We start from the raw sequence: 14,802 nt of genomic DNA on the forward strand, positions 1-14,802 counted from the left end.
CCACGGTGGGCACCATGTAAAGAGTGTCCGCCCGGGTCGTCGCCGCACGCCCTCACGCCGTCACAGGAAAGCGAGAATCTGTTACACAGAGTGCATGTCCGAACTTCGTGCAGGCCAGGTGCGGAACCTGGTGCTGGCCACGGTGGCCTTCGCGGTGACGTTCTGGGCGTGGAACCTCATCGGTCCGCTGTCCGGAAGCTACAGCAGGCAGCTGCGGTTGTCGCAGACGCAGCTCTCGCTGCTGGTGGCGATCCCCGTGGTGGTCGGCTCGCTGGGGCGGATCCCGGTGGGGATGCTGGCCGACCGGTTCGGAGGCCGGCGCATGTTCGCGGTCGTCTGCTTCGTCTCGATCGTGCCCGTCCTGTTCACCGGCTGGTCCACGTCGTACGGCTGGCTGCTGTTCTGGGGATTCCTGCTGGGCGTCCCCGGCACGTCGTTCGCGATCGGCATCCCCTTCGTCAACGCATGGTACGAACCCGCCCGCCGGGGTTTCGCCACCGGCGTGTTCGGGGCCGGCATGGGCGGCACGGCGCTGTCGGCGTTCTGCACGCCGGTCCTGGTGGAGACGTTCGGGCGGCCTTTCACGCACGTGCTGATGGCGGCGGCGCTCGCGGTGACGGGTCTCGTCATGCTGGGCGCGAGCCGCGACTCGCCGCGCTGGTCGCCCGCGACCGCCCCCGCGTGGCCCCGGATCAGGAAGGCCATGGCGCTCAAGGCGACCTGGCAGTCGGCCTTCCTGTACGCGGTGGCCTTCGGCGGGTTCGTGGCCTTCTCGACGTACCTGCCGACCCTGCTGCAGAACGTGTACCGCTTCGCCCAGACCGGCGCGGGGCTGCGCACGGCCGGGTTCTCGATCGCGGCGGTGCTGGCCCGGCCGCTCGGCGGCACGCTCTCCGACCGGATCGGCCCGGTCAAGGTCCTGCTCATCGCTTTCGGCGGCACCACGGTCATGGCGCTCGTACTGGCGCTGGAGCCGCCGGCCGAGCTGCCCGCGGGGGCGAGCTTCGTGCTCATGGCGCTCTTCCTCGGACTCGGGACGGGCGGCGTGTTCGCGCTCGTCGCGAAGCTGGTCGAGGCGTCCAGGGTGGGGACGGTGACCGGGCTCGTCGGCGCGGCAGGAGGGCTCGGCGGCTATTTCCCGCCGCTCGTCATGGGGGCGGTCTACGCCGCCACCGGGGCGTACACGGTCGGCTTCGCGTTGCTCGCGCTCACGGCGCTGGTGACGCTGGCGTACACGATGCGGGCCTTCAAGGGCCTCCAGGGGCGCTAGCGCAACCGCCGCACCGGCCCCGTCACTCGTCGACCGCGACCACGGACCCGAACCGGGACATGTCCGGTGATCAGATGGTGCCGGCCACCCTGCGCACCGGCCGCCACACCCGCGCTGGAGGCTCGACGCCATCCTCAGGGCGGCGGCGGACCTGCGCATCGCCCACGGGGTGAAGGCTGAGGTGACGCCGGAGCTTCTACCGGTTTCGTCGGGTTTGTCCGGCGCCGCCGTCGGGAACCGGCCGTCCAGGGGAACGTTCCAGCAGGTCGAAAACCGTTTGCCGGGCCGCCTCGCGCCTTGTCAAGGTTGTCAGGCTATGCGCTCCCTTCCTGAGGCCGATCCTGGCGTGCCCGACATCCGCAGCCCGCTGCGTTATTTGTGGTGGACTGCGCGCAGGCAGTGGCCGTCTCTCCTGCCGGGCATCGGCTTCGCGACCCTGTGGTGGCTGGTGCAGGCCCTGATGCCGGCCGTGCTCGGCAGGGGCATCGACGCCGTCACCGCCAAGGACACCCGGGCGCTGCTGCTCTGGGCGGGTGTCCTGCTGGCGCTCGGGCTGCTGCAGGCCTACACCGGGCTGATGCGCCACCGGATGGCCGTGCACACCTGGCTGTCGGCCGCCTACCGCACCGTGCAGGTGACCGCCAGGCAGGCCGCCAGGCTCGGCGCGACGCTGCCCAAGCGGCTGTCCACCGGCGAGGTCGTCAGCGTCGGCAACTCCGACATCGCCCACATCGGCAACTCCATGGACATCCTGCTGCGCGGCACCGGCTCCATCGTGGCGATCGTCACCGTCACCGTGATCCTCATCTCGACCTCGCTGCCGCTCGGCCTGCTCGTGCTGTTCGGCGTGCCGATCATGGCCCTCGCCGTCTCGCCGCTGCTGCGCCCCCTGCACCGGCGGCAGCTCAGGCACCGCGAGCTGGTCGGCGACCTGTCCACCAGGGCGAGCGACATCGTGGCCGGGCTGCGGGTGCTGCGCGGCATCGGCGGCGAGCACGTGTTCGCCGGCCGTTACCGCGAGGAGTCGCAGCTCGTCCGCCAGGCGGGCGTCGGCGTGGCCAGGGTCGAGTCGGTGCTCGAAGGCGCCCAGATCGTGCTGCCCGGCCTGCTCATCGCCATCGTGACCGGCGTCGGCGCCTCGTTCGCCGTCGCCGGTGAGATCCCCACCGGCCAGCTCGTTTCCTTCTATCTCTACGCGGTCTTCCTCATCGGCCCCCTGCGCACCCTCACCGAGGCCGCCGACAAGCTCACCAAGGGCCACGTCGCCGCCGGTCGCGTGATCCGCATCCTGTCGATCGAGCCCGAGGTCGCCGGCGGCGCCGGGAGCAGCCCCGGTGGCGTGCTGCGCGACTCCTACAGCGGCGTCACCCTCCAGCCCTGCTCGCTGACCGCCATCGCCGCGAGCTCGCCCGACGACGCCGCCGCCATCGCCGACCGGCTCGGCCGCTACGCCGACGGCGACGTCACCTTCGGCGCGGCAGACCTGGCCGACCTGCCCATCGCCGAGGTCCGCGAGCGCATCCTCGTCGCCGACAACAGCGCCCGCCTGTTCACCGGGCGCCTGCGCGACGAGCTCGACGTGCGCGGCGGCGCCACCGACGCGCAGCTGCGCGAGGCACTCCACGCGGCCTGCGCCGACGACATCGTCGAGGCTCTGCCTGACGGGCTCGACACGGTCGTGGCCGAGGCCGGTCGTGAGTTCTCCGGCGGGCAGCAGCAGCGGCTGCGCCTGGTCAGGGCGCTGCTGGCCGACCCCGAGGTGCTCATCCTGGTCGAGCCCACCAGCGCCGTCGACGCCCACAGCGAGGCCCGTATCGCCGGCCGGCTGGCCAAGGCCCGCGCCGGCCGCACCACGCTGATCTGCACGACCAGCCCGCTGGTGCTCGACCGCACCGACCACGTCATCTACGTCGAGGACGGCAGGGTGCTGGCCGAGGGCGCACACCGCCAGCTGCTCGACAGCACGCCCGCCTACGCCGCGACCGTGACCCGCGGGGAGGACTGACCCATGGCCCGCGAGATCCTTCCGGTCGCCGACGCCAAACAGGTGCGCGCCTACGCCAGGCGGCTGACCCTGCGCTATCCGCGCGAGCTCACGCTCGCCCTCCTCCTGCACGGTCTGGCCGCCGTGGCCGGGCTGGCCGTGCCGTGGCAGCTCGGCAGGCTGGTGCAGGACGTGCAGTATGGAGCCGAGGTCGACGTCGTCGTCGTGGCCGCCGCCATCGGGGGGTTCCTGCTGCTGCAGGGTGTCCTCGTGCGCTATGCCGTGCTGGCCTCCGCCAGGCTCGGCGAGAAGGTGCTGGCCGAGCTGCGCGAGGAGTTCGTCGACCGGGTGCTCGGGCTGCCGCTGTCCACGGTCGAGCGGGCCGGCGCCGGCGACCTGATCACCAGGACCTCCCGTGACGTCGACGCCCTGTCGCGCACCGTGCGGCACGCCGTGCCCGAGACGCTCATCGCGTCCGTCACCTTCGTGATCACCGTGGGCGCCCTGCTCCTGGTCAGCCCGCTGCTCATGCTGCCCATGCTGATCGCCGGCCCGGTGTTGTGGATCTCCACCCGGTGGTATCTGAAGCGGGCGCGCGACGGCTATCTCCGTGAGAACGCCGCCTACGCCGACCTCACCGAAGGGCTGGCCGAGACCGTCGAAGGCGCCAGGGCGGTGGAGGCGCTCGGGCTGCAGGAGCGGCGCCGGGCCCGCACCGACGACGACATCGCGCGATCGTACGCCGCCGAACGCTACACGCTGCACCTGCGCACCGTGTGGTTCCCTGCCGTCGAGCTGGGCTATGTGCTGCCGGTCGTGGCCACACTGCTGGTCGGCGGCCTCTTCTACACCAACGGCTGGGTGGCGCTCGCCCAGGTGACGACCGCGACGCTCTATGCCCAGCAGCTCATCGACCCGCTCGACAGGTTTCTCATGTGGATCGACGAGCTGCAGGTGGGCGGAGCTTCCATGGCGCGTCTGCTCGGCGTGGCCAACGTGCCCGACGACCGGGTGGCCTCCGCGTCGTCGTCGCCCTCCGGCGAGCTGCTGGAGGCGTCGGACGTGCGTTATGCCTACCGTGAGGGCCGCGACGTGCTGCACGGCGTGTCGCTGACCGTCCAGCCGGGGGAGCGGCTGGCCATGGTCGGGCCGTCGGGCGCCGGGAAGTCCACGCTCGGGCGGTTGCTGGCCGGCATCCACGGACCGCGCGCCGGCGCGGTGGCCGTGGGCGGGGTGCCGCTGGTCGAGCTGCCGCTCGACGACCTGCGCGGCCACGTCGCGCTCGTCACCCAGGAACATCACGTGTTCAAGGGCACGGTGCGCGACAACCTGGTGATCGCCCGCTCCGACGCCGACGACCAGGCCGTGAGGAAGGCGCTCGAAGCGGTGGACGCGCTCGAGTGGGTGCTGGAGCTGCCCGCCGGCCTGGAGACGCACGTGGGATCCGGCGGGCTGGCCGTCTCGCCCGCGCAGGCGCAGCAGCTCGCCCTGGCCCGGCTCGTGCTCGCCGACCCGCACACCCTGGTGCTGGACGAGGCCACCTCCCTCATCGACCCACGCGCCGCCAGGCACCTGGAACGCTCGCTGGCCGCCGTGCTCGACGGGCGGACGGTCATCGCGATCGCCCACCGGCTCTACACGGCGCACGACGCGGACCGGGTGGCCGTCGTGGAGGACGGGCGGATCAGCGAGCTGGGCTCCCACGACGAGCTGGTGGCGGCGGGCGGCTCCTACGCGGCCCTCTGGACCAGCTGGCACGGCACCTCCTCCGCTCGCCAATGACACCGCTTGCCCACGGGGGCGGGACGGCATCTCCGGAGGGATCCCGTCAGCATCGTGCGGACTTGGCGGGGACGGTGCGGTCGGTGAAGTAGCGGTTGATGTGGTCGCGGGCGCACTCGTTGAAGCCATAGAGCGTGTGGCCGGGCCCGTCGTGATGGATGACGGCGCTGCCCGAGACCGGGGACAGTGCCCGCGCCACCGCGTCGGACTCGCCCCACGCTCCTGCCCCGAGCAGGGGCGGCAGGCCCTTGGGGAGAGGGGCGGGCTTGTTGGTCACGGGGACCGGCCAGCCGATGCAGCCCAGCATCGCCGTGGACAGGGTGTTGGCGGTGCCCGCGTTGGGGGCGATCTTGCGCAGGCGGGCTTGGGTGGCGGCCATCTCCTCACGGTCGGCGAAGCGGGGCCAGTCGGTGCACTCCGTGACGCCCGTGGCCTGGTCGGGGTAGCGGGCGCCGCGAGCGGGCACGAAGCCGGACGCGTCGCCCCTGGCGGCCTTGCGGATCGTCTGGGCCAGGTCAGGCCAGGCCGGCTTGCCCTGCCGGGCCCTGCTGATGGCGAAGGACTGCAGGTCACGGCCGTTGTAGGCGACATTGGCCGTCGTGGTGGGAACGGGGGTGCGCTCGGCTCTGGCGATCAGCGCCCGCCAGCGGCCGGGGACGTCGGAGCAGCCGTTGGCCTTGCACCAGGTGAAGAAGCGCTGCAGGAAGCGCTCGTTGGTCTTGGCCGACTCCTCCAGCTCGCGTTTCCAGCTCGCGGTGCTGTGGTTGATCGTGCCGTCGAGGACCATCGTGCGGATGCGGCCGGGGAAGAGGCGGGCATATGCCTGGCCGTAGATGCCCGCGTAGGAGGCGCCGTAGAAGTTGAGCCGGGCGTCGCCGAGGGACTTCCTGATGGCCTCCATGTCTGCGGCGTGGTCGGCGGAGCTCATGTGGGCGAACAGCTCGGGGTCCTTGAGCCGGCAGGCCTCGGCGTAGCCGCGGTTGGTGTCGGACAGCCGGCCGAAGGCGGCGTCGTCTTCCGGGTCGTCGGGGAGGGGGACGCGGGTCCAGGCGCACTGCAGGCCGGTGCTGAGGCCTTGGAACTGCTCGCCGTAGCCCCGGGTGTCCCACGTGACGATGTCCATACGCTCGCGGAGCTTGGCCCACCAGCCGGGATTGGCCTGGGTCAGGGCGATGCCGGGGCCGCCAGGGCCGCCGTAGGCCACCAGCACCGAGCCCTCCGAGGCGCCGGTGGCCTTGAGCCGCCCCAGCTTCAGGGTGATCGTGCGGCCGTCGGGTTTGCTCCAGTCGGCCGGGACCCGAAGGTCCGCGCAGACCATGCCGATCTTGTCTTGGGGGCACGAGCGCCACTCCTGGGCGGTGGCCGCCGCCGCTGGGGCGGACAGGCCCGCGCCCAGCAGCGCCAGGGTCAGGGCGAGGGGTTTCAGCATGGCGTTCACGATCCCGCAGAGGGCGGCGGGATCGCGTCGGACCAGGGTTTGATCTTCGTGGCGTGGGTGTCGGACCTGGGTTTGTCAGACCGTCAGCCCTGCGCCCGCTTTGAGGAGTTCTGTCGGTGCGGCGGGTCGGGCCCGCCCAAGGATCCTGTGCGCGGCGGCCGTCAGGCGAGTGCCTGCTTGAGGAAGTCCAGCTGCAGCAGCAGCAGGTTCTCCGCCACCACCTCCTGAGGCGTCATGTGCGTCACGCCGGACAGCGGGAGCACGCTGTGCCGGCGCCCCGCCGCGAGCAGCGCCGAGGACAGGCGCAGCGTGTGCGCGGCCACCACGTTGTCGTCGGCCAGGCCGTGGACCAGCAGCAGCGGGCGTTCGAGTTTGCTCGCGTCGGCGAACAACGACGACTTCTCGTACACCTCGGGCTGCTCGTCGGGGTGGCCCAGGTAGCGCTCGGTGTAGCACGTGTCGTACAGCCGCCAGTCGGTCACCGGCGCTCCGGCGACCGCCGCGTGGAACACGTCGGGACGGCGCAGCACCGCGAGCGCGGCCAGGTATCCGCCGAACGACCAGCCGCGGATGGCCACCTTCGTCAGGTCGAGGTCGTCGGGGTACTGCTCGGCCACCCCCTGCAGGGCGTCGACCTGGTCCTCCAGCGCCGGGGTCGCCAGGTCGTTGAGCACGGCCCGCTCGAAGGCCGTGCCGCGGCCGGGGGTGCCGCGCCCGTCGGCCACGACCACGGCGAAGCCCTGCTCGGCGAACCACTGGCTCTCCAGGAAGATGCTCCGCTGGTTGAGCACCCGCTGGGCGTGCGGGCCGCCGTACGGATTCATCAGGACCGGCAGCCGGCCCGAGCCCTGCTCGTGCCACGACGGCAGCACCACGGCGGTGGCCAGGTCGCGGCGGCCGGAACGGCCGAGCGAGACCCGCATGTCGAGGCCGGGGCGCTCGGCGAACGACGGGATCGGCACGGCCGTGCCGTCGCGCTTCACGACCGTGGCCGACACGCCCTCGGTGTCGAGGCTCTGCTCGGTGAGCACGCCGACCCCGCCCGACATGCGCCCGGAGAACACCCCGGAACGGGTCGAGACGGGCAGCAGCGAGTGGCCGTCCCACGTCCACAGCTGGATCTCTGTCGGGTCGCCGCTCGCGCTGAACAGCACGCTGTCGTGGTCGACGCCGAGCACGGCCCGCACCTGCAACGTCGGCGGGGTGACCGGGTGGTCGCCGACGTACAGGCGGTGGCCGCCGTCGGCGGAGGCCACCCAGACCAGCGACCCGTCGTCGAGGTGGGCGGGCACTCCCGTCACGATGTCGACCCAGGCGGGATCGGTGTCCTCGCGGACGAGCGTGGTCGCGCCGGTCGCCGGATCGACCGAGAGCAGCCGCATCGTCTTCTGGTCGCGGGTCATCGTCACGATCGACAGCGCGTGGGAGTCCCAGGAGGCCGTGGTGAGGTATTCCTCGCTGTACGGCACCGCGACCCGCGACCCGTCGAGCCCCAGCACGAACAGCTCGGTGACCGCGTTGGGCGTGCCGGCCGCCGGATAGCGCTGGACCGTGGCAGGACGGTCGGGGTTGGCCGGGTCGGCGATGTGCCAGACGTTGACCGGAGCCTCGTCGGCCCGCTCGACCAGCAGCGCGTCACTCGACGGCGCCCACCAGTAGCCGCGCATGCGGTCCATCTCCTCCGCGGCGATGAACTCGGCCAGCCCGTACGTCACCGTCTGCGACTCCGGCGTGGCCAGCGCGCGGTCGGCGCCGGAGAGCACGTCCTGGACGCGCAGGGCGCCGCCGGTGACATAGGCGACGTGCCGCCCGTCGGGGGAGAGCCGGGGGTCGATGACCGCGCCAGGCGTGTCGAGCCGGTACGCCTGTCCGCCGGCCAGGTCGGCCACGTACAGGCCGCCGGACAGGGCGAAGCATGCCCTGGTCACCGTGGCGTCGGTGGCGTAGGCGACGACGCCGCCCGCGGACTCCCTGCTGCGCTCGCGCCTGGCCCGCTCTTCCCGCGGCAGGTCCTCCTCGTCGGCGTCGAGCGCGCGCGGGTCGACGACCAGGCGCTCGACGTGCGTCTCGGTGTCGAGCTCCCACAGGCAGGTCACCGGGTCGTCGCCCGACTTCGACCGCAGGAAGACCACCCGGCCGCCGTCAGGGGAGATCGTGAAACCCCTGGGCACTCCGAGGGTGAACCGGCGGGTCCTGGCCGACAGTCGCGGGAAGCTCTCACTCATGGGGCCAATCCTGCCAGGAACGCACCATTGTTACGCTCGGGGCTATGACTGATCGACGGCTCCTGCTCGTGCACGCCCATCCGGACGACGAGTCGATCGGCACCGGGGCGACCATGGCGCGATACGTCGCCGAGGGCGCCCACGTCACGCTGGTGACCTGCACGCTCGGCGAGGAAGGGGAGATCATCCCCGCCGACCTCGCTCACCTGGCCGCCGACAGGGATGACGCGCTGGGGCCGTACCGGATCGGCGAGCTCGCCGCCGCCTGCAAGGCGCTGGGCGTCGAGGATCACCGTTTTCTCGGCGGACCCGGGCGCTGGCGCGACTCGGGGATGATGGGCGTGGCCTCCAACGACCACCCGAAGGCGTTCTGGCAGGCGGACCTCGACGAGGCGGCGGGCGAGCTGGTCAAGGTCATCCGCGAGGTGCGTCCCCAGGTGCTCGTCACGTACGACGAGAACGGCTTCTACGGCCATCCCGACCACATCCAGGCGCACCGTGTCTCGCGCAGGGCGTTCGAGCTGGCCGCGGATCCCGGCTTCGGCTCGGGCGAGCCGTGGTGGATCGCGAAGCTCTACCACACCGCCGTCGCCAGGTCCGCGCTGCGCCGAACCTCGGAGGCGCTGCGGGAGGCCGCGGTCGGGTTCCTCGTCGAGGACGTCGAGGACATGGCCTACGGCTGCGCGGACCAGGACATCACCACCGAGATCGACGCGCGCCCCTGGATCGGCAACAAGATCGAGGCCATGCGGGCTCACGGCACGCAGATCACCGTGGCGCAGCCGTGGTTCGCGCTGTCCAACAACATCGGCCAGGAGATCGCGGGGGTCGAGCACTACACGTTGGCGATCGGGTCGCCGGGCCTGCCGGTGCCGGGGCCGCCCGTGGAGGCCGGAGGGCTCGGCGAGCCGTACAACCGCGAGAACGATCTGTTCGCCGGTATCCACTAATCTCGATCGCTATGGAACATGACAGCCAGGTCGAGTCGGCGCTGGGCGGGGCGGCGTACGGCATGCTGTTCGTGCTCGGGATCGTGATGGCGGTCGTCGGCGGCTTCACCCACCCGGTGTGGCAGATGGACGGGGTCCCGGTGGCCGCGGTGGTCTGGGTGCTGGCGTTGTTCGGGGTGGGCCTGGGGGCGGGCCGGCTGATGCGCGCCCGGCTGGGCGCGGTCGCGACGGCGATCGGGTGGCTGCTGGTGACGATGCCGTTCACGCTGGAGCTGGGGGCGGGTGACCTGGTGATCGCGCAGGGGGCTCCCGGCTACATCTACCTCTACGGAGGTTTGCTGGCCCTTGTCGGGGCCTATCTGCTTTCGCCCTCGTCAAGTCGGGGTTCGTGGCTGTTGAGAGGGTATTCTCCGACTAATCCGATGTAGGGGCATAAAGTAATCTTTGTGCATTTCACTGAGCGGCACGTGGACCCCGCAACGCATCGCAAGGTCGTCGGCCGCTTCGCCACCGGAGTCGCGATCGTCACGACGTGGCGCGACGGCGTCGATCTGGCGATGACGATCAACTCCTTCACCTCCGTCTCCCTCGAACCCCTGCTCGTGCTCTTCTGCGCCGAGAAGGTGGCCAGGTTCCATGACGCAGTGCTGGAGACCGGGACGTGGGGGGTGTCGGTGTTGCCGGCCTCGATGGAGGACGTCTCACGCTTCTTCGCCCATCGCGGGCGGCCGCTGAACGGGCAACTCGCGCGGTGGGCGCATCACCGGGGTGAGACGGGTGCGGCGCTGTTCGACGGGGCGATCGCCACCGTGGAGTGCGTCACCACGGCGGTGCACGACGCCGGCGACCACTCGATCGTGGTGGGTGAGGTGCGGGCGCTCAGCACGCCCTCGGAGGAGGCGCCGCTGCTCTACCACGAGGGCCGCTACAGGAAGCTCTGACCTGCCGTATGCGCGCGGGCGCGCGCACGTCATGGAGCAGGGTCGCATGAGTCGGGCCAGGCACGAGGCCTGGCCCGATCACGGGTCGCGTTCCCGCGTTACTGGGCGGGGACGCTTTCCGACGGCGACGGAGCGCCCGTGTCCGTGGGGACGCCGGTGTCCGTCGGTGTCACGGTCTGTGTCGGAGGCGCCCCAGTGGGCGGCGCAGTGGGCGGCGCAGTGGGCTGCGCAGTGGGCGGCGCAGTGGGCGGCGCAGTGGGCGGCGCGTCCGACGGGGCCTCGGTGGGAGGCCCTGTGGGAGGCCCTGTGGGAGGTACGTCGGTCGGCGGCAGCGAGACGGGCGGGCAGGTGGGGATCTCCTCCGTGGGGCTCGCCGAAGGCGACACGCCGTCCGTCGGCGGCGCGGCGTCGGCCGGCGGCTCGGTGCTCGGAGGCGGCGCGGTGTCCGTCGGCGGCTCGGTGCTCGGAGGGGTGTCGGTGGCGGTTTCCGTGGGCGTCGGGGGCGGCGGGGTCTCGGTCGGCGCCTCAGTGGGCGGCGGCGTGTCCGTGGGGGCGTCGGTCGGTGGCGGTGTGTCGGTCGGCGTGTCGGTCGGTGGGGGCGTCTCCGTCGGGGGGTCGCCGGGCCGGCACGTGAACGTGACCGTAGGGCCGGGCTCGGTGATGGTCACCGTGACCCTCTCCGTCACGGTCGGCAGGGGGATGGGCGTCACTTCGACGCGCGCCTTGCCACGCTTCTTGTACGTGCCCCGGCCCAGCCTCTTCGTGGACTCGGCCGCCCCGTCGATGACGGGGATGTCGGCGGTCGCGGTCTTGCACGACCTCCTCTTGCACACCCTCTGCTTGACGGTGAGGAGCGCGGGCCCTTCGTGGGTGAGGGAGACGTCCAGATAGGAGACGCCTCTCTTCTTGACCACCTTGGTCTTGGCGGTGTACTCCCCGGTCGTGGGACTTTCCGATGGAACTGGAGTCTCGGTCGGGCCGTCGGTTAACGCGACCCTCGCGGCTAGTGGGCTGCCAGAGGATAGGGGTTCGGTCGCTGACGTCTGGGAAATCGCGGCTCCGCCGGCTCCTGCCAGTGCGACGGTGCCGAGCAGCGCGCCCAGGATGGAGAGTTTCATAATCCTGCTCTTGTGGGAGATTTCAGGACCCTGGCCATTATTCCGAGTTGTCAAGATCGGTCAAGACTGAGACGCATGGACAAGCGCTTCCGGTTCCGGCGTGTGGCGAACTCTTTGAACCTCGCCACCCCGCTCGGCCTGCTCATCGCCCGCATCGGCGGCGCCACCCGGCAACCCGGCCCCAACGGGCTGATCCTGGCCTTCGGCTACCGCTACCGTTTCCCTGCCGCGAGCGCGTTCACCATCGGAAACGTGGTCCTGACCAGGAGCAACTCGCTGAACCACCGGCTCGTCCTGCACGAGGACCGGCACGCAACCCAGTGGGCGTGGTGCGCAGGGCTGCCCATGCTGCCGCTCTATCTGGTCGCCATGCTCGTCTCGGCGATCGTCTGCGGGGACCGCGCGTCCTACAACGTCTTCGAGCGCCTCGCCGATCTGGAGGACGGCGGCTACCCGCGCGCTCCCCTCCGGTGGCGAACGCGCAGGAGCGGCGATTGACAGCCGCTGTAAAACAACGCCCTCAGGGGTTGAGCCTGAGCGTGTGCACGGCCGCCTTCCTGACCGACTCCGGCGTGGACAACATCGGCAGCAGCTCTCCTCGCGCCCAGACCTCCGCCTGGTCCCCGTAGTTGTCGTGGAAGGCGTGCCCGGAGGCGCCCGTCAGGTTGATCCACCGGGATCTGTCCAGGTCGGACAGATCGACGATCATGCGCATCGACGGGACGGCGGTGATCTCGTACCCTCTCTGCACGTTCCACCCCGTGGCGTTGACCGCGTCCTTGCCGCCGGCCACGGACAGCGGGCCGCGGTTGAACAGCGCCTCGACCGGCGCGATGCCCGAGGTCCCCAGCGAGCCGTTGACCAGCTCCAGCCGGTGCAGGTCGCCCCAGCGCCATGACGTGACGTCGTCGCCGAGCCGGTCGGCCAGCTCCTGGTGAGCCGAGGCCATCGCCTGGCGCAGGATGTCGTCGCGGGTCTCCTTGCGGTTCTTCGTGGTGACGTCGTCCCAGAAGGGGTCGCCGGGGGCGGCGAGCAGCAGCCTGACGACCTCGTACCATCGGTCGCCGCCGGCCGGCCTGGCCTGCTCGGGCAGGTCGTCGTTGAAGGTCAGCACGAGCACCTGGCGCCACACGGCGTTGAAGTACGCGGCCGCCGCGGAGTCGAGGTCCTCCCGCCTGTCCCACGTCTTCAGCAGCTGCCTGGCCTGGCCGCCGGGCCCCGCCAGGTCGACCCGCATCAGCGCCGGGATCAGCGTCTCCGCGAAGCCGTTGTAGGTGTCCTGCTGGATGCGCGCCATGGCCGCCGCGTCGATCGGGCCCTTTTCGAGCGCCTCCTCGATGAGGTCGCGAATGCGTTCGGAGCGGTAGCCGTACGACCAGTCCTTGGTCAGCAGGGGGCGGTAGCGCGCGGGGTCGATGACGGCGTTGTTCGCCGTGACGATGAACCCGTCGGCCGGGTCCTCCACGGACGGCAGCCGGTCGAACGGGATCGGCTCCGGCTTCCAGTCGTACTCGCCCGTCCATCCGGGGACCGGCCAGGTGCCGTCGCCGTTCTCGCGTACGGGGATGCGTCCGGGGGCCTGGTAGCCGATCTTGCCTGATGTGTCGGCATAAATCAGGTTCTGGGCGGGCACGTCGAACAGCGCTGCCGCCGCCTTGAACTGCTCCCAGTCGCTCGCCCTGTTGAGCTCGAAAATGGCGTCGACCGTCCGCCCCGGCGTCAGCGCCGTCCACTGCAGGGCCACCGCGTTGGCCTCGCCGCTGGGCCGGGCGGTGTCGATCACCTCGTTGATCAGCGGCCCGTGCCGGGTGCTTCTCACCGTGATCGTGACCGGGTCGCCGCCGGCCACCTTGATCTGCTCCTTCCTGGTCGCCAGCTTCAGCCGCTCGCCCTGGTAGAGGTACGTGTCGCCCTCCACCTGCTCGAGGAAGAGGTCGGCCACGTCGGGCCCGAGGTTGGTGAAGCCCCACGAGATCTTGTCGGTGTGCCCGATGATCACTCCGGGCACGCCGGAGAAGGTGAACCCGGTCACGTCGTACGGGCACTCCTCCGTGAGCTTCCTGCAGTGCAGCCCCGCCTGGTACCAGACGGAGGGCATCTGCGGGGCCAGGTGCGGGTCGTTGGCCAGCAGCGGCTTGCCGGTGGCCGTGTTCGCGCCGGAGACCACCCACGAGTTCGACCCGATGCCCTCGCGATCCTCGGTGCTCATGGTGTCCGGCACGGCGTCAAGGGCCGCGGCCGCCTGGGTGAGCAGCCGGCCGGCCCGCCGCCGTGGCTCCGCCTCCTGGTCGAAGTGGCCCCGGGCGAGCGTGCCCTGGGTGACGATCGGGGAGTGGCGGTCGTACGGATAGCCGGGGTAGAGCTGGTCGACCCGCTCCTTGGGCAGCTTGGTGAGCGCGAGCGCGCGGTCGATCTCGCTCTCCACGTTGGAGCGCAGGTCCCACGCCATGGCCTTGAGCCAGGCCACGGAGTCGGCCGCGGTCCACTTCTCCGGCTGGTAGGCGCCGTTCTGGAGCTTCAGCACGGAGTATTCGAGGCTGCGGTCGGAGGCGTTGGGGTTGGCGGCGAGCCAGGTGTTGACGCCCTTGGCGTACGCGTTGAGGTTGTCGCGCGTCTCCGGGGCCAGCCCGCCGAGCTCCTGTTCGGCGACCCGGCGCCAGCCCATGGTCCTGAGCGCCTTGTCGGTCTTGAGCGTTGAGGCTCCGAAGAGCTCCGAGAGGCGGCCGGCGGTCATGTGGCGCCGGAAGTCCATCTCGAAGAAGCGGTCCTGGGCGTGGACGAACCCCTGGGCCATGAACAGGTCCGCGGCAGTGCCAGCGTAGATGTGCGGAATCCCTGATTTATCGCGATAAATCTCCACTTTTCCGGATAAACCCGGCAACCGTAGCGATCCATCCACCTGAGGGAACGACGTCCGCACCGTGACGACAAGCACTCCCGCAAGCACCAGCGCCAGCGCGAGCAGAACGGTCAACACCCGAGCGAACCACCGCAACGGCCACGGCATCCACGCATAGGGCCTCACCGACTACCTCCATCATGCCGAAACTGGCATCAAGTCTGACAGCCGAAGATCACTCCTTGGAACGTCGCA

11 protein-coding genes are annotated in these 14,802 nt (G+C 71.0%); 7 read left to right on the plus strand and 4 right to left on the minus strand.

The window, feature by feature from the left end:
* Positions 1-94 precede the first annotated feature (94 nt).
* The 3 genes from ABGB14_RS25570 (at position 95) to ABGB14_RS25580 (ending at position 5,036) form a co-directional block, all read left to right on the plus strand.
* Positions 95-1,270, plus strand: a complete 1,176-nt coding sequence (locus ABGB14_RS25570) for an MFS transporter (protein WP_347646351.1) — start codon at positions 95-97, stop codon at positions 1,268-1,270.
* Positions 1,271-1,586: 316 nt separating this feature from the next.
* Positions 1,587-3,275: an ABC transporter ATP-binding protein gene (locus ABGB14_RS25575; RefSeq protein WP_347646352.1), complete on the plus strand. Its 1,689-nt coding sequence runs from the start codon at positions 1,587-1,589 to the stop codon at positions 3,273-3,275.
* Between the two features lie 3 nt (positions 3,276-3,278).
* Positions 3,279-5,036 (plus strand): ABC transporter ATP-binding protein, encoded by a 1,758-nt coding sequence (locus tag ABGB14_RS25580; protein ID WP_347646353.1) that lies wholly within the window; start codon positions 3,279-3,281, stop codon positions 5,034-5,036.
* Positions 5,037-5,082: 46 nt separating this feature from the next.
* Here the strand turns inward: ABGB14_RS25580 and ABGB14_RS25585 are convergent, their stop codons facing one another.
* Positions 5,083-6,465 carry an alpha/beta fold hydrolase gene (locus ABGB14_RS25585; RefSeq protein WP_347646354.1) on the minus strand — a complete coding sequence of 461 codons (1,383 nt, stop codon included), beginning with the start codon at positions 6,463-6,465 and terminating at the stop codon, positions 5,083-5,085.
* 170 nt (positions 6,466-6,635) lie between these two features.
* Positions 6,636-8,699 (minus strand): prolyl oligopeptidase family serine peptidase, encoded by a 2,064-nt coding sequence (locus ABGB14_RS25590; RefSeq protein ID WP_347646355.1) that lies wholly within the window; start codon positions 8,697-8,699, stop codon positions 6,636-6,638.
* Between the two features lie 44 nt (positions 8,700-8,743).
* Here ABGB14_RS25590 and mshB point away from each other — a divergent pair, with 44 nt between their 5' ends.
* From mshB to ABGB14_RS25605, 3 genes are read left to right on the plus strand one after another with little or no spacing between them, the layout of a single operon-like run.
* Positions 8,744-9,649 carry an N-acetyl-1-D-myo-inositol-2-amino-2-deoxy-alpha-D-glucopyranoside deacetylase gene (mshB, locus tag ABGB14_RS25595; RefSeq protein ID WP_347646356.1) on the plus strand — a complete coding sequence of 302 codons (906 nt, stop codon included), beginning with the start codon at positions 8,744-8,746 and terminating at the stop codon, positions 9,647-9,649.
* An 11-nt stretch (positions 9,650-9,660) separates the two neighbouring features.
* Positions 9,661-10,077 carry a DUF6113 family protein gene (locus ABGB14_RS25600; protein ID WP_347646357.1) on the plus strand — a complete coding sequence of 139 codons (417 nt, stop codon included), beginning with the start codon at positions 9,661-9,663 and terminating at the stop codon, positions 10,075-10,077.
* Between the two features lie 18 nt (positions 10,078-10,095).
* Positions 10,096-10,590: a flavin reductase family protein gene (locus tag ABGB14_RS25605; RefSeq protein WP_347646358.1), complete on the plus strand. Its 495-nt coding sequence runs from the start codon at positions 10,096-10,098 to the stop codon at positions 10,588-10,590.
* Positions 10,591-10,688: 98 nt separating this feature from the next.
* Here ABGB14_RS25605 and ABGB14_RS25610 read toward each other — a convergent pair whose 3' ends face one another.
* The gene (locus tag ABGB14_RS25610; RefSeq protein ID WP_347646359.1) at positions 10,689-11,708 is read right to left on the minus strand and encodes a hypothetical protein; all 1,020 of its coding nucleotides are present in this window, start codon (positions 11,706-11,708) and stop codon (positions 10,689-10,691) included.
* A 75-nt stretch (positions 11,709-11,783) separates the two neighbouring features.
* Between ABGB14_RS25610 and ABGB14_RS25615 the strand changes: the two genes are divergently transcribed.
* Positions 11,784-12,206, plus strand: coding sequence for a hypothetical protein (locus ABGB14_RS25615; RefSeq protein WP_347646360.1), 423 nt, complete (start codon positions 11,784-11,786; stop codon positions 12,204-12,206).
* Positions 12,207-12,228: 22 nt separating this feature from the next.
* On the opposite strand, the gene ABGB14_RS25620 is transcribed toward ABGB14_RS25615, so the two are convergent.
* Positions 12,229-14,715, minus strand: a complete 2,487-nt coding sequence (locus tag ABGB14_RS25620) for a penicillin acylase family protein (protein ID WP_347646465.1) — start codon at positions 14,713-14,715, stop codon at positions 12,229-12,231.
* Between the last annotated feature and the right edge of the window lie 87 nt (positions 14,716-14,802).

Source organism: Nonomuraea sp. B10E15 (assembly GCF_039871615.1).
In the GTDB taxonomy this organism is placed as follows: domain Bacteria; phylum Actinomycetota; class Actinomycetes; order Streptosporangiales; family Streptosporangiaceae; genus Nonomuraea.